The organism is Cedecea sp. P7760 (assembly GCF_013386425.1).
Lineage (GTDB): Bacteria > Pseudomonadota > Gammaproteobacteria > Enterobacterales > Enterobacteriaceae > Cedecea > Cedecea selenatireducens.
The window spans coordinates 34,288-54,198 of record NZ_JACARU010000039.1 but is presented as its reverse complement, the minus strand read 5'-3'; the positions used below and the strand labels follow the sequence as shown (position 1 = coordinate 54,198).

General features: G+C 58.1%; 20 protein-coding genes. 8 read left to right on the top strand and 12 right to left on the bottom strand.

Annotation, left to right across the window (positions count from 1 at the left end; translation table 11 throughout):
* Positions 1–14: 14 nt before the first annotated feature.
* The 7 genes from ves to HX778_RS14400 all read right to left on the bottom strand — a co-directional run bounded on the left by ves (position 15) and on the right by HX778_RS14400 (position 7,892).
* Positions 15–560: an environmental stress-induced protein Ves gene (gene ves / locus HX778_RS14430; RefSeq protein ID WP_038473377.1), complete on the bottom strand. Its 546-nt coding sequence runs from the start codon at positions 558–560 to the stop codon at positions 15–17.
* Positions 561–1,041: 481 nt separating this feature from the next.
* The gene (spy, locus tag HX778_RS14425) at positions 1,042–1,527 is read right to left on the bottom strand and encodes an ATP-independent periplasmic protein-refolding chaperone Spy (protein ID WP_038473380.1); all 486 of its coding nucleotides are present in this window, start codon (positions 1,525–1,527) and stop codon (positions 1,042–1,044) included.
* Positions 1,528–1,861: 334 nt separating this feature from the next.
* Entirely contained in the window at positions 1,862–2,827 is a 966-nt protein-coding gene (gene astE, locus HX778_RS14420; RefSeq protein ID WP_038473383.1) for a succinylglutamate desuccinylase, read from the bottom strand.
* A 10-nt stretch (positions 2,828–2,837) separates the two neighbouring features.
* Positions 2,838–4,169, bottom strand: a complete 1,332-nt coding sequence (gene astB / locus HX778_RS14415) for an N-succinylarginine dihydrolase (protein WP_176982405.1) — start codon at positions 4,167–4,169, stop codon at positions 2,838–2,840.
* On the bottom strand, positions 4,166–5,644 hold the full coding sequence (gene astD, locus HX778_RS14410) for a succinylglutamate-semialdehyde dehydrogenase (RefSeq protein ID WP_038473389.1): 1,479 nt from the start codon (positions 5,642–5,644) through the stop codon (positions 4,166–4,168). Before astD ends, astB begins: the two co-directional genes overlap by 4 nt.
* A complete protein-coding gene (gene astA / locus HX778_RS14405) occupies positions 5,641–6,675 on the bottom strand; it encodes an arginine N-succinyltransferase (protein ID WP_038473391.1) in 1,035 nt (344 codons plus the stop codon). Before astA ends, astD begins: the two co-directional genes overlap by 4 nt.
* A complete protein-coding gene (locus HX778_RS14400; RefSeq protein ID WP_176982404.1) occupies positions 6,672–7,892 on the bottom strand; it encodes an aspartate aminotransferase family protein in 1,221 nt (406 codons plus the stop codon). Before HX778_RS14400 ends, astA begins: the two co-directional genes overlap by 4 nt.
* 444 nt (positions 7,893–8,336) lie before the next feature.
* Here HX778_RS14400 and xthA point away from each other — a divergent pair, with 444 nt between their 5' ends.
* Both xthA and HX778_RS14390 read left to right on the top strand, forming a co-directional pair.
* On the top strand, positions 8,337–9,143 hold the full coding sequence (gene xthA, locus HX778_RS14395) for an exodeoxyribonuclease III (protein ID WP_176982403.1): 807 nt from the start codon (positions 8,337–8,339) through the stop codon (positions 9,141–9,143).
* Positions 9,144–9,221: 78 nt separating this feature from the next.
* On the top strand, positions 9,222–9,890 hold the full coding sequence (locus HX778_RS14390) for a TVP38/TMEM64 family protein (RefSeq protein WP_176982402.1): 669 nt from the start codon (positions 9,222–9,224) through the stop codon (positions 9,888–9,890).
* Between the two features lie 30 nt (positions 9,891–9,920).
* On the opposite strand, the gene HX778_RS14385 is transcribed toward HX778_RS14390, so the two are convergent.
* Entirely contained in the window at positions 9,921–10,349 is a 429-nt protein-coding gene (locus HX778_RS14385; protein WP_176982401.1) for an organic hydroperoxide resistance protein, read from the bottom strand.
* A 208-nt stretch (positions 10,350–10,557) separates the two neighbouring features.
* On the opposite strand from HX778_RS14385, the gene HX778_RS14380 reads away from it, so the two are divergent.
* The 5 genes from HX778_RS14380 to HX778_RS14360 all read left to right on the top strand — a co-directional run bounded on the left by HX778_RS14380 (position 10,558) and on the right by HX778_RS14360 (position 15,997).
* Complete coding sequence (locus tag HX778_RS14380; protein WP_038473402.1) at positions 10,558–11,220, top strand: TVP38/TMEM64 family protein; 663 nt, start codon at positions 10,558–10,560, stop codon at positions 11,218–11,220.
* 39 nt (positions 11,221–11,259) lie between these two features.
* Positions 11,260–12,429: an ABC transporter substrate-binding protein gene (locus HX778_RS14375; protein ID WP_370527396.1), complete on the top strand. Its 1,170-nt coding sequence runs from the start codon at positions 11,260–11,262 to the stop codon at positions 12,427–12,429.
* Positions 12,426–14,000: an ABC transporter permease gene (locus HX778_RS14370; RefSeq protein WP_176982400.1), complete on the top strand. Its 1,575-nt coding sequence runs from the start codon at positions 12,426–12,428 to the stop codon at positions 13,998–14,000. Before HX778_RS14375 ends, HX778_RS14370 begins: the two co-directional genes overlap by 4 nt.
* Entirely contained in the window at positions 14,000–14,623 is a 624-nt protein-coding gene (locus HX778_RS14365) for an ATP-binding cassette domain-containing protein (protein WP_176982399.1), read from the top strand. Before HX778_RS14370 ends, HX778_RS14365 begins: the two co-directional genes overlap by 1 nt.
* Before the next feature lie 84 nt (positions 14,624–14,707).
* Complete coding sequence (locus HX778_RS14360; RefSeq protein WP_176982398.1) at positions 14,708–15,997, top strand: rhodanese-like domain-containing protein; 1,290 nt, start codon at positions 14,708–14,710, stop codon at positions 15,995–15,997.
* Positions 15,998–16,067: 70 nt separating this feature from the next.
* Here HX778_RS14360 and HX778_RS14355 read toward each other — a convergent pair whose 3' ends face one another.
* Both HX778_RS14355 and HX778_RS14350 read right to left on the bottom strand, forming a co-directional pair.
* Entirely contained in the window at positions 16,068–16,694 is a 627-nt protein-coding gene (locus HX778_RS14355) for a CDP-alcohol phosphatidyltransferase family protein (protein WP_176982397.1), read from the bottom strand.
* A complete protein-coding gene (locus tag HX778_RS14350) occupies positions 16,695–17,258 on the bottom strand; it encodes a carboxymuconolactone decarboxylase family protein (protein ID WP_038473417.1) in 564 nt (187 codons plus the stop codon). It abuts the gene before it with no gap.
* A 73-nt stretch (positions 17,259–17,331) separates the two neighbouring features.
* On the opposite strand from HX778_RS14350, the gene HX778_RS14345 reads away from it, so the two are divergent.
* On the top strand, positions 17,332–17,742 hold the full coding sequence (locus HX778_RS14345; protein ID WP_176982396.1) for a pyrimidine (deoxy)nucleoside triphosphate diphosphatase: 411 nt from the start codon (positions 17,332–17,334) through the stop codon (positions 17,740–17,742).
* Here HX778_RS14345 and HX778_RS14340 read toward each other — a convergent pair.
* Together HX778_RS14340 and HX778_RS14335 are read right to left on the bottom strand one after the other, a co-directional pair.
* The gene (locus HX778_RS14340) at positions 17,708–17,995 is read right to left on the bottom strand and encodes a YnjH family protein (RefSeq protein WP_038473421.1); all 288 of its coding nucleotides are present in this window, start codon (positions 17,993–17,995) and stop codon (positions 17,708–17,710) included. The genes HX778_RS14345 and HX778_RS14340 overlap by 35 nt on opposite strands.
* Complete coding sequence (locus HX778_RS14335; RefSeq protein ID WP_176982419.1) at positions 17,910–19,907, bottom strand: DNA topoisomerase III; 1,998 nt, start codon at positions 19,905–19,907, stop codon at positions 17,910–17,912. The genes HX778_RS14340 and HX778_RS14335 overlap by 86 nt, the downstream gene beginning before the upstream one ends.
* Positions 19,908–19,911 lie beyond the last annotated feature (4 nt).

Sequence of the window (19,911 nt, the reverse complement as noted above, 5' to 3'; positions counted from 1 at the left end):
GGCCGGGCATCCGGCTACAAATAGGTGATTTCGCTGAATAGCAGCTGGCCTTCATTTTTTAACAACCGCAGCGTGTGGCTGCCCTCCTGCCACCAGGCGCCCTGGTCGGGTGAAAGCAGTTTATCTTCCAGCTGCCACTCGCCGCTCAGGACATACACTACCCCGCCTCGGGTACCAAAAGTGGTAAAGGTTCTGTCCGCCACGCGCACCTGCGCCCGGCAGCGGTCACGGTGCGTCATGACGTTAAAATCCATCGACATTCCTCGAGTCAGCTCCGCTTTTACCGGCTGCTCGCCGGCAAAGGTAAACGGCTGGTAGCGCTTGAGCGTATGCCGAAACGCTTTTCCCCCGTCGAGCACCACCTCACTGCCTTCCAGCAGCGTCATCACCCGGTCGACCTGCGGGAAGACGGGAAACTCGCCGTTGTGGGCCAAAGAGGCGATGCTGGCCCGCCAGTTGAAGTCGCGCGTGGCGGGCGGAAAGCAGCATATTTCGCGAGTTTCCCCGGCGCCGTTACGCCAAAGGTTGACCGGCACCTTTCGTATATCAAAGAATTCCATCACCACTCCTGAGGACGCGCGAGATCCGCCCGCCCTGGCAATTGCTCTTTAAATTGAGCGGCACGCCGGACGGTGATTTCCGTTCTCAGCGGCCCGCTCATCTGTTCTCTGTTTTGTTCGCCGGATCTTTGTCAGGCTCCAGTGTTATCGGCAGCCGCAGACGGTTGCTGTAGCCCTGGTTCTATTTTTGTGACAATGATTTAGCGACTTTTTTGTCAGGAAGCAAAGCAAATTTCTTCCCCCAGGCGTCGGACGGCAAAAACTGCGGAGTCAGCTGCAATTTTCTTTGTAAGTTGCTGAAATTGAGTATTTAAAATGATTTGTGTTACCGGTCTGCCCGGCACTGAAGCGGCATCTTACAGATAAGGTGAGGTGTATCATCGGGGAAATAAGGCGATAAAACGAGAAAACCGCCGGTCCTGTTCACAGCGTACATCGCTATTGTGAACAAGACCGGCGGTCTTAATTTAGTCGCTCAGGCTTACTGAGCAGCTGGCATTTTACCTTCATGCGTAGGACGTTCTGTCAGACGCTTCTCAAAATTCGCATTAAACTGTTTTTTCTGATCCGGGGTCAGGATGTTGTAGATTTTGTTCTGGGTTTGCAGATGCGCCAGCATGCGCGTTTTGTTCTGCTCTGCCATTTTATCTACCTGCGCCTGAGCTTTAGCCTGGTCGAAGCTGTCGCTGGCAATCAGGTCGTGCATCGCCCGGCGTTCGTCAGCAGACGGGCGCTGCATTTTACCGCGCTGCTCTTTCATGATGTCTTTGATTTGCTGTTTCTGCGCATCGGTCAGGTTCAGGTCTTTGAACATCATCTCATGCATCGGGCCGCGCATCATTTTATGGTGCATCATCGGCGCATCGGTTTTTGCATCAGCAGCCGGAGTCGCATCTGCAGCGTGGGCCAGGTTAGCGGCGCCCAGAGCCAGGGTGGAAGCGACGAACAGTGCAGTTAATTTACGCATATTTTTTAACCTTCTCTTTTCATTAAATTGACGGCTCGCTTAAAACACGGTGCCGTGTTGACGAGAATGAGTTTACGAGCCTTATCGTCAAGGTGGCGGTGGCATTGGTAAATCATTGAAAGGGTATAAAACAATAATGCGTCAATTATGGAGGAAATAAGAATTAAGGCTGGAAAGAGTGCAACAAAATATAACAACACGATGATTTAAAAGATAATATGGAGAGTGTACAGTAATCACTCTGGTGAAGGAACCCTGTTTCCAGGAATTGTCTGTAAATAAATGCACAACACGAAATGATTAAGCAGCTCAATTATTCAGAGCTGCTTAAAATTTAAATGACTTCCAGCATTAATCCCGCCCGCAGCCCCAGCGCAACGTCCGGGTTGGGGAATAAAACGTACTCTTTTTCCCCCGCGACGACATAACGTTTGTCGCCATCTTCAGCCAGCAGAGTCCCCTTTGGAAATGCGGTAAAATTCTGCGTCTGCCCGGACATATGCAGCACAAACTTCTCTGACTGTCGGGTGATTTGCTGCGCCACCCGGTAGCGCAGCGGCTCGGCCTCCGTGGCGGGCGATTCTGCGCCGCTTAGCAAAGCTGAAATCGCCTCCTGGGTTACCGCAAACTGGCTCAAATCGTTCTGGCCAAACGGCTGCGCTTTTCCCAGCTCCAGCGTGCAGCTCAGGGCGCCAAAATGCTCGCTGCTGAAGTGGCTAAAAGTCCCGCCCGGTTTTTGATGGAACACCAGCGCCTGTAGCCCGGCACAGCCCAGCCACCTTAAAAACGTCTCGCTATATGGCAGAGGCCTCGCCGGAAGCACCCCAAACCGTGGATGATAAGAACTGCGAATCGCGGTGTGCATATCCAGGTGCCAGCGGGTTTGCTCTTCACTTCGCGACCAAAATTGCTCGAGGGCATGCTCAAGCCTTGCCGCTCGCTGTGTCTCAACGCTTTCCGGGAACTGCTGCCAGCGCCCGCCAAACATGCGGTTCATGTCGCTGTGGGTATAACGCTTACCGGCCCGCAGGGCCGCCGGATTACCGAAGATAATCATCGTGCGCCACTGCAGCGGCAACTGCCCCGCGATCAACCTGTCGGTCAACTGGCTGAGGATCTCCACCGGCGCCGTTTCGTTGCCGTGGATCCCGGCGGAAATCACCAGCGCCTTGCCCGTCGCCTCGTGCGGCGTCAGGGTCAGAATGCCCTCATCCCACCAGCGCCAGCTGAGGTGAACATTTTTGCCGGAAGTTTGTTCAGGCGCCTTGCCGGCCAGCGTCTGCGCCAGAAAATCCATCATTCTTTCTCCTCTATTGCTGGAACGGGTACACCGAGCCTAAATCCAGAATACGCGTCAGTTCATCAAGCGCTTCTCGCCCCTCGCGCAGCAGCAGCGGGTCGGCTAAATCCGCCTGCGTCAGGCGGTCGCGATACCAGCGATCGACCCAGCCATTTAACGTCATAAACAGCGTATCGTTCATCATCACCGCCGGGTTAACCGCCTTTAACTCTTCGTCCGTCAGCACCACCCGCAGGCGCAGGCACGCCGGGCCGCCGCCGTTGGCCATGCTTTCCCGCAGGTCAAAGACCTGCAGTTCGCTGATGGGGTTATCCGCCTCCAGCAGCTGATTAAGGTAACGCCAGACGCCGGGATGCTGACGAGATTCGTCCGGCAGCACCAGCGTCATGCCCCCGTCAGCGCGGCTCAGCAGCTGGCTGTTAAACAGATAGGTTGAGACGGCATCGGCAACCGAAACCAGGTTGTCCGGCACTTCAATAGCCTTGAAACCGGGGACATGTTTACCCAATTGCTGATAAAGCCCCGGCTGGTCAACAAACGCATGCTGATGGCAGAACAGCACCTCGCGGTTAGACACCGCGATGACATCATTGTGGAATACACCCTGGTCGATAACCGCCGGGTTCTGCTGAGCATAAATCACCTGTTCAGGCCGTACCTGATTCAAACGTGCCACGGCCTGGCTGGCTTCCAGCGTCTGCCGGGCAGGATAGCGAGCGGGCGCCTGACCACTTTTTGAATCTTCACGGCCATAAACAAACAGCTGCACGCCAGGGTCACCGTATTCGCCGCCCAGGCGATTGTGGTTTGCCGCGCCCTCGTCGCCAAATAACGCCACCTGCGGTAGCGCGCCATGTACGGCAAAACGCCCGGTATCACGGAACATCGCCCGCAGCACGTTTTCCGTCGTCGGCGCTTCGCTGGCGCGATGAAATTTATTATTCAGGTTGGCGACGGTGAGGTGCACTTTCCCGTCCAGCGTATCGGCCGAAGGCGCCACCGTTGCCGCGTTCGCCACCCACATAGATGAAGCTGAGCTGGCGGCCGACAGCAGCTGCGGAGCCTGGCGAGCCGCGCGTTCAACAACCTGCTCATCGCTGCCGCTGAAGCCTATCTGCCGCAAAACGCCGATATTAGGGCGCTCCTGCGGAGCAATGACGCCCTGCGGATAACCCGCATCCGCCAGCGCTTTCATTTTCAGCAGCCCCTGCTTCGCCGCCAGCTTCGGGTTAGACACGCGAAACTGGTGCTTAGTCGACGCTTCATTGCCAAACGACAGACCGGCGTAATGGTGGGTCAGCCCCACCAGTCCGTCGAAGTTGGCTTCACGAGCTCGCTTCATGGCTGCTCCTCGCGGCTAAAATCAAGGCCCGGACTTAACGTTTGCGGCAGCGCAAAGCTCGTGCTTTCCAGCGAGGCCATCGGCCAGGCGCAATAGTCAGCCGCATACCAGGCGCTCGCGCGGTGGTTGCCCGAAGCGCCCACGCCGCCAAAAGGCGCGGTACTGGCGGCACCGGTTAACGGTTTATTCCAGTTCACGATCCCGGCACGCGCTTCCAGCAGCAGCTGGTCAAACTGCTCGCGGGACGGCGAGATAAGCCCGCTTGCAAGGCCATAACGCGTGTCGTTGGCCATACGGATAGCGTCGTCAAAGCTGTTATAGCGGTAGATAGCCAGCAGCGGGCCAAACACTTCTTCATCCGGCACGTCGGCCACGCCGCTAAGCTCGACGATCCCCGGCGTCAGTAATGACGTTCCAGGGCGAATCATTTTCGGTTCCAGCAGTGGCTTACCGCCGCGCACGACGTGCTCCTGAAACGCGGTCAGCACACGCTCGGCGGCCTGCACGGAAATAAGCCCGCCGATGAACGGCTGTGGAATGGCATCCCATTCGCCCGGCTGCAGGCGAGCAGAAACTTCAACCAGGCGGCGAATAAATTCATCCCCCTGCTCGCCCTGCTTCACCAGCAGGCGACGGGCGCAGGTACAGCGCTGTCCGGCGGTGATAAACGCAGACTGGATCGCCACGTGAACGGCCCCGTCGATATCCTGCGGATCTTCGACGATCAGCGGGTTGTTGCCCCCCATTTCGAGGGCGAGGATCTTCTCCGGCTGCCCGGCGAACTGGCGGTGAAGGTGGTAACCGGTGCCCGCACTGCCGGTAAACAACAGGCCGTCGAGATCTGACTGCTGCGACAGCGCCTGCCCGGTTTCGCGCCCGCCCTGTACCAGGTTAAGCACGCCGGCAGGAATACCGGCCTCTTCCCACAGTTTCATCACCTGTTCACCGATGCGCGGCGTGAGCTCGCTCGGCTTAAAAATGATGGTGTTCCCGGCCAGCAGCCCCGGTACGATATGGCCGTTAGGTAAATGGCCCGGCAGATTATACGGGCCGAAGACCGCCAGCACGCCGTGAGGGCGATGGCGTAAAGTTGCCGCGCCGTCCGGCATCGCGGTCTGCGTTTCGCCGGTTCTGGTATGGTAAGACTTGATTGAGATAGCAATCTTGTTAACCATCGCGGCCGCTTCGGTCGCGGCCTCCCAGCGCGGTTTCCCGGTTTCCTGGGCGATGGTCTCGGTGAGTGCGGCTTTATTCGCTTCCAGCAGCCCGGCAAAACGCTCGACAATCTCCTGGCGTTCGGCAAACGGGCGCTTCGCCCAGCCAGGAAACGCCGCGCGTGCGGCACGGCAGGCCTCATCTACTTGATCTTTATCCGCCACCAGCCCTTCCCACAGCAGCGAGCCGTTCACCGGGTTATGCTTTAACAGCGCTTCGCCGCGCCCTGGAACCCATTGTCCGTTAATCCAGTTAGTCATACTTTTTTCTCCTCGGGGCACAGGCGCACCACGCGCACGGTGTCTCCGCTGGCGCACTTCAGCGCGTCGGCGGTGGCGGCATCAAGAACCAGTTTCTCGCCTTTCGGGTCAGCTTTGATCAGCATGACGCGGAACTGGTGGTAATTTTCATTGGCGACCAGGCAGATCGGCAGCTCGTCGGTAGCGGGCTGGCCGATAGCCACGGTCTGCAGGCGGCTTTTACGGATAGCACGTACGCGGTCGATATCACATTCCAGCGTAGGGCCGCCGTCGAAAATGTCGACATAGTTCCGGTAGCGGAACCCTTCTGCTTCAAGCACGGTGCGCGCAGGCGCCGTTTGCGGATGCACCTGGCCGATAACCGCCTGCGCCTCTTTGGAGAGGAAGTCGGTATAAATCGGGTGTTTTGGCATCAGTTCGGCAATAAAAGCTTTCTGCCCGGTGCCGCACAAATAGTCGGCACGGGCAAACTCCATCGAGAAGAAACGATTGCCGAGGCTTTCCCAGAACGGAGAATGCCCGTGCTCGTCGATCACGCCGCGCATCTCGGCAACCACTTTGTCGTTAAAGCGCTCGCGGAAGGCCGCCATAAACAGGAAGCGGGATTTCGACAGCAGGTAACCGTTCCCCTCTTTACGCCAGGCCGGATCGAGGAACAACGTACAAAGCTCGCTGCTCCCGGTATGGTCGTGGCTCAAAAACAGCGTCGGCAGCGCGTTGTAGATATTTAACTCTTTGGAGGCGTGAACCAGCGTGCCAACTCGGTAGTTGTACCAGGGATCGTTCAGCCCCACCGCCACTTCGATAGCGCAAATCCCCACCACCTGGCCACAGCTGGAATCCTCCAGCACAAATACATAGCCCTGGTCGCCTTTCGGCAGCCCGCCCTGCCAGGTTTGCAGCGAGCGTTCGATGCGGTCGGCCAGCGTTTTTTCATCGGCGGGCAGCGAGGTCAGCCCGCCGCCGGTTTTCCCGGCAAGCGCGAGCAGCCCCGACAGATCGCCTCGTTCAACCGGGCGGATAACCATCATGATGAGACTCCAGCGAGGAAGCGTTCACAGGCGCGTTCAAAGCGATCCAGACCGAGCTGAACTTCCGCCTCGCTGACGATGAGCGCGGGCGCAAAACGCAGCACGTTAGCCCCGGCAATCAGCATCATCAGACCTTCCTGCGCGGCGGCCTGCAGAATAAGTTTAGCTTTACCTGCATGTTCCGGGCGCAGCGCACAGCCGATGAGCAGCCCTAAGCCACGAACTTCGCTGAACAGCTGATGTTTCTGGTTGATGTGGTTCAGGCGCTCAACGAACCAGTCATGGCGCTGCTTCACGCCGTTCAGGACTTCTGGCGTATTGATAATTTCCAGCACTCGCCCGGCAACCGCTGAGGCCAGCGGGTTACCGCCGTAGGTAGTGCCGTGGGTGCCGACAACCATCACTTTGGCAAAGCGATCGGTGGTCAGCAGCGCGCCGATAGGGAAGCCACCGCCCAGCGCTTTGGCCGTAGAAAGAACGTCCGGCGTCACGCCATAATGCATATAGGCATACAGCGAGCCGGTGCGGCCCACGCCGGTTTGCACTTCATCAAAAATCAGCACCGCGTTGTGTTTGTCACACAGCTCGCGCAGCCCCTGCAGGAACTCAGGCGTGGCGGGCACTACGCCGCCTTCCCCCTGCATTGGCTCAACAATGACCGCGCAGGTTTCATCGTTGATCAGCTCACGGGCGGACGGCAAATCGTTAAATACCGCGTGGTTGATTTGCGGAGGCAGCGGCGCAAAATCCTGGGAATAGGCAGGCTGACCACCGGCCGTGACGGTAAACAGCGTACGGCCGTGAAACGCATTCTTGAACGCTACAATACCGCTTTTCTGCGCGCCAAAATTATCATGAGCGTATTTACGAGCCAGCTTCAGCGCAGCTTCGTTTGCTTCTGCGCCCGAGTTACAGAAGAACACTTTCTCGGCAAAAGTGGCGTCAATCAGCTGCTTTGCCAGCTTCAACACCGGCTCGTTGGTGTAGCCGTTACCGGTATGCCAGAATTTTGCAGCCTGCTCTTCCAGCGCTTTGCGCATTTCAGGATGGGCGTGCCCCAGAGCGTTAACCGCGATGCCGCCGGCAAAGTCGATATAGTCTTTTCCCTGCTGGTCCCACAGGGTGGAACCCTCGCCGCGAACCGGAATAAAAGGCGCAGGGGCATAAACCGGCATCATCCATTCGTCGAAATGTTGGCGTGTAATTGACTGCGACATAGTGACCCCTCACGGTAAACAAAAAGTTTATTAAATGTTAAATAATTGAGTGTTTGCGCTGTAAATGTAGATTGCAGACATCGTGCCAGCCAGCGATAAAAATGCATAAACCTGTGAGGGAAACGAAAAATCAATAACTTAAAAACACCCCTCATTCACTAAAAGTGAATAATAAGTGCATAGTTTTAACGTAGCGCCTGATTAGCGACACGAAAACAAGAAATATTATGCAGTGGTAAAATATAATGCTGGAATTGTGATCGCCTTCGGGATTTGCCTGCCGTTTTCGCCCCCTTTTTGCGCATTGAGATCAATTTTGGTGCAAATGTTGCTTTATTTCTGCCCGTCAGGCGTGCCTATGGCAGCGATTAGCTTCGGCGCAGCAACCTGCGCCGTTTTCTGCTACCATCCTGCAACAATTAACCTGACAACCTGGCAGCGACTATGAAATTTGTCTCTTTTAATATCAACGGCCTGCGCGCCCGTCCTCACCAGCTGGAAGCCATCGTAGAACAGCATCAGCCGGACGTTATCGGTCTGCAGGAAACCAAAGTGCATGACGATATGTTCCCGCTCGAAGATGTGGCGAAACTCGGCTATCACGTGTTTTATCACGGCCAGAAGGGCCACTACGGCGTGGCGCTGCTGACCAAAGAGAAGCCGATTGCGGTACGTAAGGGCTTCCCGGGCGACGACGAAGACGCCCAGCGCCGCATTATCATGGCGGAAGTCCCTTCGGAGTTCGGCAACCTCACGGTGATCAACGGCTACTTCCCGCAGGGCGAAAGCCGCGATCATGAAACCAAGTTCCCGGCTAAAACCAAGTTTTACCAGGATCTGCAGGACTTCCTGCAGGGTGAGCTGCGCCCGGAAAACCCGGTACTGATCATGGGTGACATGAACATCAGCCCGACCGATCTGGACATCGGCATTGGGGAAGAAAACCGCAAGCGCTGGCTGCGTACCGGGAAATGCTCGTTCCTGCCGGAAGAGCGCGAATGGATGGCTCGCCTGCTCGGCTGGGGCCTGGTAGACACCTGGCGCCACGCCAACCCGGAAGCGCAGGACAAATTCTCGTGGTTTGACTACCGTTCAAAAGGCTTCGACGATAACCGCGGCCTGCGTATAGATCTGCTGCTGGCAAGCCAGGGGCTGGCGCCGCACTGCGTGGCAACAGGGATCGACTATGAGATCCGCGGCATGGAAAAACCGTCCGACCACGCACCTGTTTGGGCGCAGTTTAAGCGCTAAGAGAAATACTGAAGGTCGACATATCTTCAGAAAAGGACGGCGAGATGCGGTTTTTCCCCCTGACGAGGAGCAAACAGAATGCGTAAGATCCTGTTTTTGCTGCTGGCCACGCTGGTCATCTCGCTGTTAGTCCTGCTGCCGCCGGGCACCCTTAGCCTGGCGACGCTGCAGAAATACCATGCCCAGCTCTCGCTCTGGCACGCCGAGCGCCCGCTGCAGGTAATGGGGGCTTTTTTCATCGGCTATTTCCTGATTTCCGCCCTTTCTATTCCCGGCACGCGCATCATGACGCTGATGGGCGGCGCGCTGTTTGGGCTGATTGAAGGCACCGTTCTGGTCGCTACCGCGGCCGCCAGTGGCGCAACTGTGGCGATGCTGCTCAGCCGCTATCTGCTGCACGACTGGGTGCAGCGGCGCTTTGCCGCGAGAATGGCGAAGATTAACGAAAGCATTAAGAGCAATATCACGCAGTGCCTGTTTGCCCTGCGCCTTGTGCCCGTATTGCCCTTCTCCATCATCAACCTGCTCATGGGCCTGACGTCCATTTCCACCCTTCGTTTTGCGGTGATAACGCTACTCGGCCTGCTGCCGTCCATCGTGCTGTACATCAGCACCGGCCGCCAGCTTAGTCAGGTAGAAAGCCTGCGGGACATTATTTCTCCCGCCATGCTGCTGCTGTTTGCGCTGATTGGCCTGCTGCCGCTGGTTTCCCACTGGCTGATAAAAAGAGCCCGGCTCAAAAACTAAACGCCCCCGGCGAGCGAAGGCGTTTTGTCATTATCCTTGCGAAAGCAACGTCACCTCGACATTGCCGGTAATCGCCCGCGAATAGGGGCAGGTTGCATGGGCCGCTGCCAGTAAAGTTTCGCGCTGGGCTTCGCTTAGTCCCGGCAGCTTAACGTTGAGCGTGACGGCGAGAGCAAAGTGGCTGTCGTTATCCACTTTACCCAGCGAGACGCTGGCCTCGACAGCGGTCTCCTCCGGCACACGGATCGCCAGTTTTTTCCCCGCCAGACCTATCGCCCCCATAAAACAGGCCGAATATCCGACGGCAAAAAGCTGCTCCGGGTTGGTGCCTGGTTTCCCGGAGCCCGGCGTGCTGAGCTGCACGTCCAGGCTGCCATCGTCCGAACGCCCGTGTCCGCTGCGGGCACCAACGGTGGTGGTATGGGCGGTATACAGCACTTTTTCGAGTTTGGTGGACATGGTGATTCCTCAATCGTGGGTGGCAAGAGCCGCCATTTAACCGCTGCCGTGTATCTGCCATGTGTCCAGCTCCGGGCCAAAATGTATAAGCCTGTATCCACTTCATGACCTGGCTCAAGCACGCTGTCACTGCCCCTCCGCTATACTCCACGCCTTTACGGAAGTGGGATCGACATGACGATGGGCAAGCAAAAGAAAAGGATTACGCGTGCGTAAGATAATCTTCGCCCTGCTGGTGATAGCCGTGGCGCTCTTTCTTTTCCTGCTGCCACCGGGAACCCTGAGCTTGCAGGCGCTTCAGCATTCTCAGGCACAGCTTGTTCACTGGCACGCACAGCATCCCATGTTGGCGGCAGGCGCTTTTTTCTTCTGCTATTTTCTTACTGCGGCTTTTTCCATTCCGGGTGCCACATTGCTGACGCTGTTGGGCGGCGCGATGTTTGGTCTTGTGCAGGGCACGCTGCTGGTTGCTGTCGCTGCCACCGGAGGCGCCACGGTGGCCATGCTCATCAGCCGTTATCTGCTTCGGGACTGGGTGCAGCGCCGCTTCTCACGCATGATGGAGAAGGTGAACCAGGGCGTACAGCGAGACGGCGGTCATTACCTTTTTGCCCTGCGGCTCGCGCCGGTCTTCCCGTTCGTGCTGGTGAATTTATTAATGGGGCTGACGCCGATGGGCGTGGTTCGCTATGCCGTAATTAGCCTGTTGGGCATGCTGCCCGCCATCGTGGTGTACATCAATACCGGCAGGCAGTTGAGCCAGCTGCAAAGCCTGAGCGATATTCTCTCGCCCGGCATGATGCTGATGTTTGCCCTGCTGGGGCTGCTGCCGCTGGCCTCGCGCTGGCTGGTCAGGCTCACCGCTAAATAACGTTTTAAGGACACTCTCTTGCAACGCTTTATTCCTGGTATGCGGGCGCTGATGTTTGCCCTGTCACTGGTCGGCTTTAGCGCCGTCGCACAAGCCCAAAGCTGGCAGGAGATTCGCCAGCAGGCGAACGGCCAGACGGTTTACTTCAACGCCTGGGGCGGCGATCCAGCCGTCAACGCATACCTTGCCTGGGTCAGCCAGGAGGTAAAAAACCACTACGGCGTGACGCTCAAGCTTGTGAAGCTGGCGGACGCAGCCGATGCGGTCAGGCGTATTCAAAACGAAGCGGCGGCGGGCAGAAAAAATGGCGGCTCCGTAGACCTGCTTTGGGTCAACGGCGAAAACTTTAGCGTGCTCAAGCAGGCGGGTTTACTCAGCGAAAGTTGGGCCGAAAGCCTGCCAAACTGGCGGTATGTCGACCTTAATAAACCGGTGCGCGAGGATTTTTCGGTGCCGGTTAACGGCGCGGAAGCGCCCTGGGGGAGCGCGCAGCTGATGTTTATCGGCGATAAGCAACGCACGCCCGGGTTCCCGCAGAATGCACAGCAGCTACTGGAGTTCGCCAGGGCTAATCCCGGCAGGCTCAGCTACCCGCGCCCGCCGGATTTTACCGGTACGGCGTTTCTGGAGCAGTTGCTGATTGTGCTGACCGAACGGCCGGAGGCGTTGAAAACCGCGCCTAACCCGGCGAGCTTTGAACAGGTTACCGCCCCGCTCTGGCGCTATCTCGACCAGCTGCAGCCTTACCTTTGGCAGAAAGGCAAAGCCTTCCCGCCGACGCCAGCGAGAATGGATCGCATGCTGGCCGACGGCGAGCTGTTAGTTTCCATGACGTTCAATCCGGCGCACGTGGACAATCTGATTGCCCGCCGCCAGCTTCCTGCGTCGGCAGTCTCCTTTGGCTTCCGGGAAGGTATGCTGGGTAACGTGCATTTTGTGGCTATCCCGGCGAACAGCAGCGCCAAAGCCGGTGCGCAGGTGGTAGCCAACTTCCTGATATCCCCGGCAGCGCAAATTCGTAAAGCTGACCCGGCGGTATGGGGAGATGCAAGCGTGCTGAACGGCGATGCACTGCCCCAGCGTCAAAAAGTACAGCTGCAGAAACTGATGCCCAAAAGTCAGCACCCTGTACCCTTCCTTGCCGAACCGCACGCCGCCTGGGTCACCGCCATTGAACAGGCCTGGCTGCAACGCTACGGTTCCCGATGAGCCGCAGCTTTGCGCTAGCCGGATGGCTGGCGGCAGGCCTGGTGTTTATCCCCGTGCTGCCGGGGCTTGCCCTGATGATTCCGCCCTTATTGAGCGGTGAAACCTGGCTTGCCCTCTGGCAGGACTCGCAGTGGCCCGAAGCCTTACTGGCCACGCTGGTATCAACCCTTATCAGCGCCGGCGGCGCATTGCTGCTGACGTTGATAATTATCTGCGGCCTGTTTCCCGGCGAGCGCTGGCAGCGCTATCTTCGGCGTCTACCGCTGCTGCTGGCTCTGCCGCACGTCGCCTTTGCCAGCGGCTTTTTCTTTCTATTTTCAGACAGCGGCTGGCTGGCCCGCCTGCTTAACCTCTCGCTGCCGCCGGATAACTACGGCGTAGCCCTCGGGATTATGCTGGCGCTGAAGGAAGCCTGGTTCTTGCTGTGGTTCTCGGCCGCGCAGCTGCCAGGCGAACGGCTGAGCCAACAGCTAACGCTCGCCAGAACGCTCGGCTACGGCGGGCTTCAATCTCGCCTGTTTGTGCTCGTGCCGCAGCTTCTGCCTCGCCTGGGCTGGGCGCTGGTGGCGGTAGTTGCCTACAGCCTGTCCGTGGTGGACGCCGCGCTGATACTGGGCCCCGGTAACCCACCAACGTTTGCCGTGCTGGCCTGGCAGTGGCTAACCGACAGCGATATCTCCCGCCAGCACATGGGGCTTGCCGCATCCGGCGTCTTGTTGCTGATGCTCGGAGGCATTGTTATTGGCGGGCGTGTAACGTGGAAACTGATCGAGCCGCGCAGCATAAAATTTTCAGGCAAACGTCATCAACTGAGCATTATCTTTATGGGCGAAGGGATAAGCCGCGCGCTCTCACTGCTTGCTCTCGCGGCTATCCTGATGCTCGCCATCTGGTCCTTCGCTGAAGGCTGGTTCTATCCCGCCCTGCTTCCGGAGAACTTTACCCTTAGCGGCTGGCGGCAGGCAGAACTTGCGCCGCTTTGGACAGGCCTTATTGCGGGGCTTATCAGCGCCTTTCTCGCGCTGCCCATTGTGCTGCTTTGGCTGCAGGGCTGCCCTCGCCGCTACGATGGCTGGCTTTTTCTTCCGCTTTTGCTTCCCGCGCTACCGCTGGCCGCCGGGCAGTATCAGCTGCTGCTCAGGCTGGAGCTGGAAGGAACATGGCTCGCGCTTATCTGGAGCCATCTTTTATGGGTCGTGCCCTATACGCTGCTGATCCTGAAGCCCGCCTGGCAGCAAATCGATCCGCGCCTGGTGCTCACGGCGCAAACTTTCGGCTGGTCGTCTGGAAAAATTCTCTGCTTCACCAAAGTTCCACTGCTTGTGCGCCCGCTGCTGGCGGCGATGGCGGTTGGTTTTTCGGTGAGCATTGCGCAATATTTGCCTACGCTTTATGCCGGAGCGGGCCGCTTTACGACCGTGACCACGGAAGCCGTAGCGCTCAGCAGCGGCGGGGATCCGCCACAGTTTGCCCTCCAGGCGCTGCTGCAAACGCTGCTGCCGATGGGGATGTTTATCATCACGACCTGGCTTAGCCGCCTGGCCGGTGCCTACAGAAAAGGATTATGTTAATGCTCAGCGTGAGGAACTGTTCAATACTGCGCGACGGCAAGCCGCTGCTGGAAAATATCAGCTTCGACGTTCCGCCCGGAGGCGTAGTGACGCTGATGGGGCCATCTGGCGCGGGAAAATCAACATTTTTGAACTGGACGATCGGTGATTTGCCGGCAGCGTTCACCGCAGACGGAACGCTGGAGCTTAACCAACGCCGTCTGGAATCGCTGCCCGTTGAACAGCGCCGCATCGGCATGCTGTTTCAGGACGCCCTGCTGTTCCCGCATCTCGACGTGGGGCAAAACCTGCTGATGGCGGCCCCGGCCAACATCAAGGGGCGCTCGCAGCGGCAGCGGCTTGTCGCAGAGGTGCTGAAAAATGCAGGGCTGGCAAACTATGAACGCAGAGATCCTGCGACGCTTTCCGGCGGCGAGCGCGCGCGAATCAGCGTGCTCCGCGCCCTGGTTGCCGAGCCTGAAGCCTTACTGCTGGATGAGCCTTTTTCCAGGCTGGATCTGCCGCTACGCCAAAATTTCCGGGAATTTGTCTGGCAAAAAACCCACCAGCTCGGGCTGCCGGTGGTCATGGTAACCCACGATGAACAGGATATTCCCGCTGGCAGCCAGGTTATTTGGCTTTAGCCCACCGAACATGAGATATCGCAAAGAAGCCAGAACCCACGGTGACTAAACTGGCGGCTCTTTTGCTATCCTTCAGGTTATTAGATGAAACGTGTTTCTCCGTTAACCACCGCCCTGCTGCTTGCCGGGCTGTCCCATGCCACCTTTGCCGCCGCGATGCCTGCTGAAATGAACCTTTCTAGCGTAAAAGCCGAAAATGGCGTGGTGATCGACACCCGTCCGAGCGCGTTTTACAACGGCTGGCCGCAGGCCGTGAACACCGTCGGCGGCCATGAGCCCGCCGCGCTGAACCTTTCTGCCTCGTGGCTGACGCTGATGAGCGACGAGCAGCTTGGCGAGTGGGCTAAACAACATCAATTAAATAAAACCGGGCTGATTGCGCTCTACGGCGACGACGCTCAGGCCGTTAAGACTCGTTTAGAAAAGCTGGGCTTTACTCAGGTTTCAATGCTGAAAGACGGGCTGCAGGATCCTTCCCGTCTGCAGAAACTGGCGCATTTTGAGCAGCTGGTTTACCCGCAGTGGATCCACGATTTACAGAATAAAAAGCCGGTTACCGCCGCGCCTGCCGGCGACTGGAAGGTCATCGAAGCCGGCTGGAGCGCGCCGAAGAAATATCTTCTCAGCCACATTCCCGGCGCGGGCTACATCAACACCGAAGAAGTTGAAAGCGAGCCGCTGTGGAATAAAGTGTCCGACGACAAGCTGAAAGCCATGCTGGCGAAGCACGGCATCCGGCACGATACTACGGTCATTTTGTATGGTCGTGACGTCTATGCTGCGGCACGTGTGGCGGCGATTATGCTGTATGCCGGAGTGAAAGATGTACGCCTGCTGGACGGCGGCTGGGCAACCTGGAGCGCGGCTGAGCTGCCCGTGGAGCGTGGTCTGCCGCCACAGCCTGCTCCGGCTGACGATTTTGGCGCAACAATCCCCGGCCAGCCGCAGCTGATGCTGGACATGGAACAGGCCCGGGCGCTGCTGCACCGCAAAGATGCTTCTCTGGTCAGCATTCGTTCCTGGCCAGAGTTTATCGGCACCACCAGCGGCTACAGCTACATCAAGCCCAAAGGCGAAATTGCGGGCGCTCGCTGGGGCCACGCGGGATCTGACTCCACGCATATGGAAGACTTCCACAACCCGGACGGCACCATGCGCACCGGGGACGATATCGCCGCCATGTGGAAAAGCTGGAATATCACTCCCGATCAGCAGGTTGCCTTTTACTGTGGCACAGGCTGGCGCGCCTCAGAAACGCTGATGTATGCGCGGGCCATGGGCTGGAAGAACGTCGGCCTGTACGACGGCGGCTGGTATGAATGGAGCGCCGATCCGAAGAACCCTGTGGTGAACGGCGAGCGCAAGCCAAACTGATCCCGGATTGAGGATTACGCCCCTCACCCTGCCCCTCTCCCCAAAGTGGAGAGGGTTAGGGTGAGGGGTCTTAATCTGCCGATTTCCCTAGCCGTTTTAACGTCTTATACCCGCCCCAGATGCGGTTCAACGTCGTCAGCCAGCACAGCCCGCCGAAGATCCACGCCAGCCAGGCAAACCAGCCGGGGAACAGGCAGCCCAACACAAACAGCAGAATAGTCTCGGTACCTTCGGTCAGCCCGCCCAGGTAGTAAAACGACTTATGGGCATAGCCCGGGTTGGCGATGTCGTGCTTCTGCGCCAGGGCAGCGAACGCCAGAAAACTGCTGCCGGTGCCGATAAACGAAAACAGCAGCCACGCGCCGGCGAGCGCATTTTGCGCGGGGTCAGCGAGAATAAAACCAAACGGCACGAGGGCGTAAAACAGAAAATCCAGCGCGATATCGAGAAAACCGCCCGCATCGGTTAACCCTCTTCGCCTTGCCAGCGCGCCGTCCAGGCCATCAAGCAGGCGGTTAAGCACAATCGCGACCAGCGCCAGGTTATACCACTGCAGCGCCAAAAAAGGCAGCGCCAGTACGCCCAGGGCAAAGCCCGCCAGCGTCAGGCGATCCGGCGTGATGGCAGGTTTGTCCAGCGCGGCGGCGAGGCAGTTAAGAGCGGGTTTGATACGCGGGTGAATATAGCTGTCGAACATTTATTTTTTCCCGTTCGTCGGGCACAGCCCCTGAGAGGGGATATCCAGCGCGGCGTTAAAGCGGGCAGAAAGATTTTGAAAAGCAATCAGGGCGGTAAGCTCGGTCATCGCCTGGTCGTCGAAATGCTGCTTAAGCGTCTGTTTGAGTTCGTCAGATACCCGCGGCGGCGTGGCGGTCATCGCTTCGGCGTAGGCCAGCGCGGCCTGTTCTTTCTCACTGAAACCCGGCTCGCTGCGCCAGTTGGCTACCGCCAGAACTTTCGCCATCGACCCGCTGCGTTCAGCCAGGCGCAGGCTGTTCGCGTCGATACAAAATTCACAGCTGCACTGCTGCGACACCCTGGTCATCACCAGCGAGCGGGTTACCGGGTCGATTTTTGCCCGACGTCTTTCCAGAAAACCGACAAATAGCGCCACCAGCCAGAATAAATAGGGCAGCCTGCCCCACCAGCGGGTCGGGTTCAGCACAGCGCCAAAATGCTTTTCCTGCATCGCCACAATCGGACGCAGGCTTTTGGGCAAAGTTTTCAAAGGCGCAATCCAGGGCGCGCGTTTCGTTTCCATTGTTCAGTCACTCTTCTGATCGGCTGTGATGGCGGTTATTATGCCACGCCTGCCCCACAGAGAATGGACACCGATGCTAAAAAACCTTGATGTTGTCGCGGCTATTATCGAGCGCGAAGGAAAAATTTTGCTGGCCCGCCGCCCGGAAGAAGGCGATCAGCCCGGCCTGTGGGAGTTTCCCGGTGGGAAAGTGGAAGCCGGAGAAACGCAGCCGGAAGCGCTGGCGCGAGAGTTACGGGAAGAACTGGGGATTACGGCGCAAATCGGCGGCTACGTTGCCAGCCATCGGCGCGAGGTTTCCGCCAGGATGATTAATTTGCACGCCTGGCACGTCGCAACATTTCAAGGCGAGTTAACCGCCCATTGCCACAGCGAGCTGGCGTGGTGCGAGCCGCCGGAAGCGTTTGGCTATGCCCTCGCCCCGGCGGATGTCCCGCTGCTTGAAGCGTTTATGGCTTCACGCGACGCCAGACCAGCGGATTAGTCCCTAAGACTTTTTCATCGCGCTGGCACTGCAGCAGAATACCTTCGCTTTTCACTACCGCCCCTTCCGAGTAGTTTTTATTCTCATAAATACAGCACTGGTTGCAGGGCGGCGTCTGCGGCTGATTGCTGTTGGTAAACACTTCCGGCGGCACCACCACGTCAACGTCAGGCTGACGGTGCTGAACCGCCATCGCCGGCAGACTCATCATTAGCATCGCGGCGGCGGCGGCGAGCAGGCTTTTTACTGGCATCATCACTTCCCTCTTTTTTGGCCCAACGTTTCGCTTTTTTTCCGTCATCCTGGGCTTTGATGCCCTTAAAGGCGTGGCGCACCGGCGTGGTTCGCGCCTGATGAATCAGGTCATAAAGCGTTTGCACCAGCGGCTGCATAAAGTCCTGATAGCGGCACTGCTTTTCGCTGATTTGCGTCAGCGTCGACTCCCAGTGCGCGGTCATATCCGGCCTTGCGGCCAGTTCCGGCAGCGAGTGGATCAGCGCCCGCCCGGCGTCCGTAGAATGAATATAGCGCCCTTTCTTGACCAGGAAGGCGCGTTTAAATAACAGTTCGATGATCCCGGCTCGCGTTGCTTCGGTGCCTAATCCGTCCGTCGCGCGCAGGATCTTTTTCAGATCTTTATCCTGCACAAAGCGCGCAATCCCGGTCATCGCCGACAGCAAAGTCGCGTCCGTAAAATGGCGCGGCGGCTGAGTTTGTCGTTCCACGACTTCACCGTGCTCACACAGCAGTTCGTCACCCTTCGCCACCACCGGCAGCGGGGTGCCGTCGTTCTCTTCATCACGCTCTTTGTTGCCCAGCAGCGTGCGCCAGCCTGCTTCAGCGAGGAAACGCGCTTTGGCAATGAATTTGCCTCCGGCGATATCCAGATCGATGGTGCATTTGCGGAACACCGCATCGGCGCAGAACTGCATTAAGTATTGACGGGCGATCAGGCCATAAACTTTAGCCTCATTTTCACTTAATGAAATAGAAGAGCTGCGGGCGGTAGGAATTATGGCGTGGTGCGCGTCGACTTTTTTGTCATCCCAGCAGCGATTACGCAGGTCGGCATCTACCGCGGGCTGCGGCAGTAAATCCGGCTGATGCACGCTGATAGCGTTCAAAACCGCATGGCGCCCGGCAAAATGCTCTTCGGGCAGGTAGCGGCAGTCGGAACGCGGGTAGGTAATCAGCTTGTGGGTTTCGTACAGCTTCTGGCAGATATCCAGCACGTTCTGGGCGCTCAGCCCAAAGCGTTTTGCCGCTTCAATTTGCAGGCTCGACAGCGAAAACGGCAGCGGTGCGATTTCCGATTCCCGTTTATCGTTATAGGCGGTCACCAGCGCAGGATGGCCGTTGATACGCGCCACAACGTGCTCTGCCAGCTTGCGGTTCAGCAGGCGTCCTTCTTCGTCCTGATGCGGCTCGCAGGATTCGCTGGGTTGCCATACGGCGACAAATCGCTCGTCGGCAGGCGTCAAGATATGAGCTTTCACTTCAAAATAATCTTTGGCGACGAAGTTCTCGATCTCTTCATCGCGGCGTACCACCAGGCCCAGTACCGGCGTCTGTACGCGGCCAACGGAGAGCACGCCCTGGTAGCCCGCATTGCGCCCGAGAATGGTGTAGGCGCGGGTCATGTTAATCCCGTAAAGCCAGTCGGCGCGGGCGCGGGCCAGGGCTGAAACGCAAAGCGGAATAAATTCACTGTTGGCACGGAGGCGGGAAATCGCCCGCTCCACCGCCTGCGGGTTGAGATCGTTTATCAGGCAGCGCTGCACCTGCTGGCGTTTTTCAGGTGCCAGTTGGAGATAGTCCAGCACCTCATCCACCAGCAGTTGCCCTTCACGATCCGGGTCACCGGCGTGAACCACTTCGGTGGCCTGAGTCAGCAGCTTTTTAATGGCGTTAAGCTGTTTTGTCACCGAAGGGCGCGGCTGTAGCTGCCATTTTTCCGGCACAATGGGCAAGTCCGCCAGGTTCCAACGGGCGTAACGCCCGTCGTAGGCGTCCGGCTGCGCCTGCTCGAGCAGGTGGCCTATACACCAGGTCACCACCTGGCCGTTGCCGCATTCAATGAACCCGTCGCCTCTGCGATGAGGTTTAGGCAGCACGTCGGCAATCGCTCGTGCGAGGCTTGGTTTTTCCGCAATAAACAGCCGCATCGAC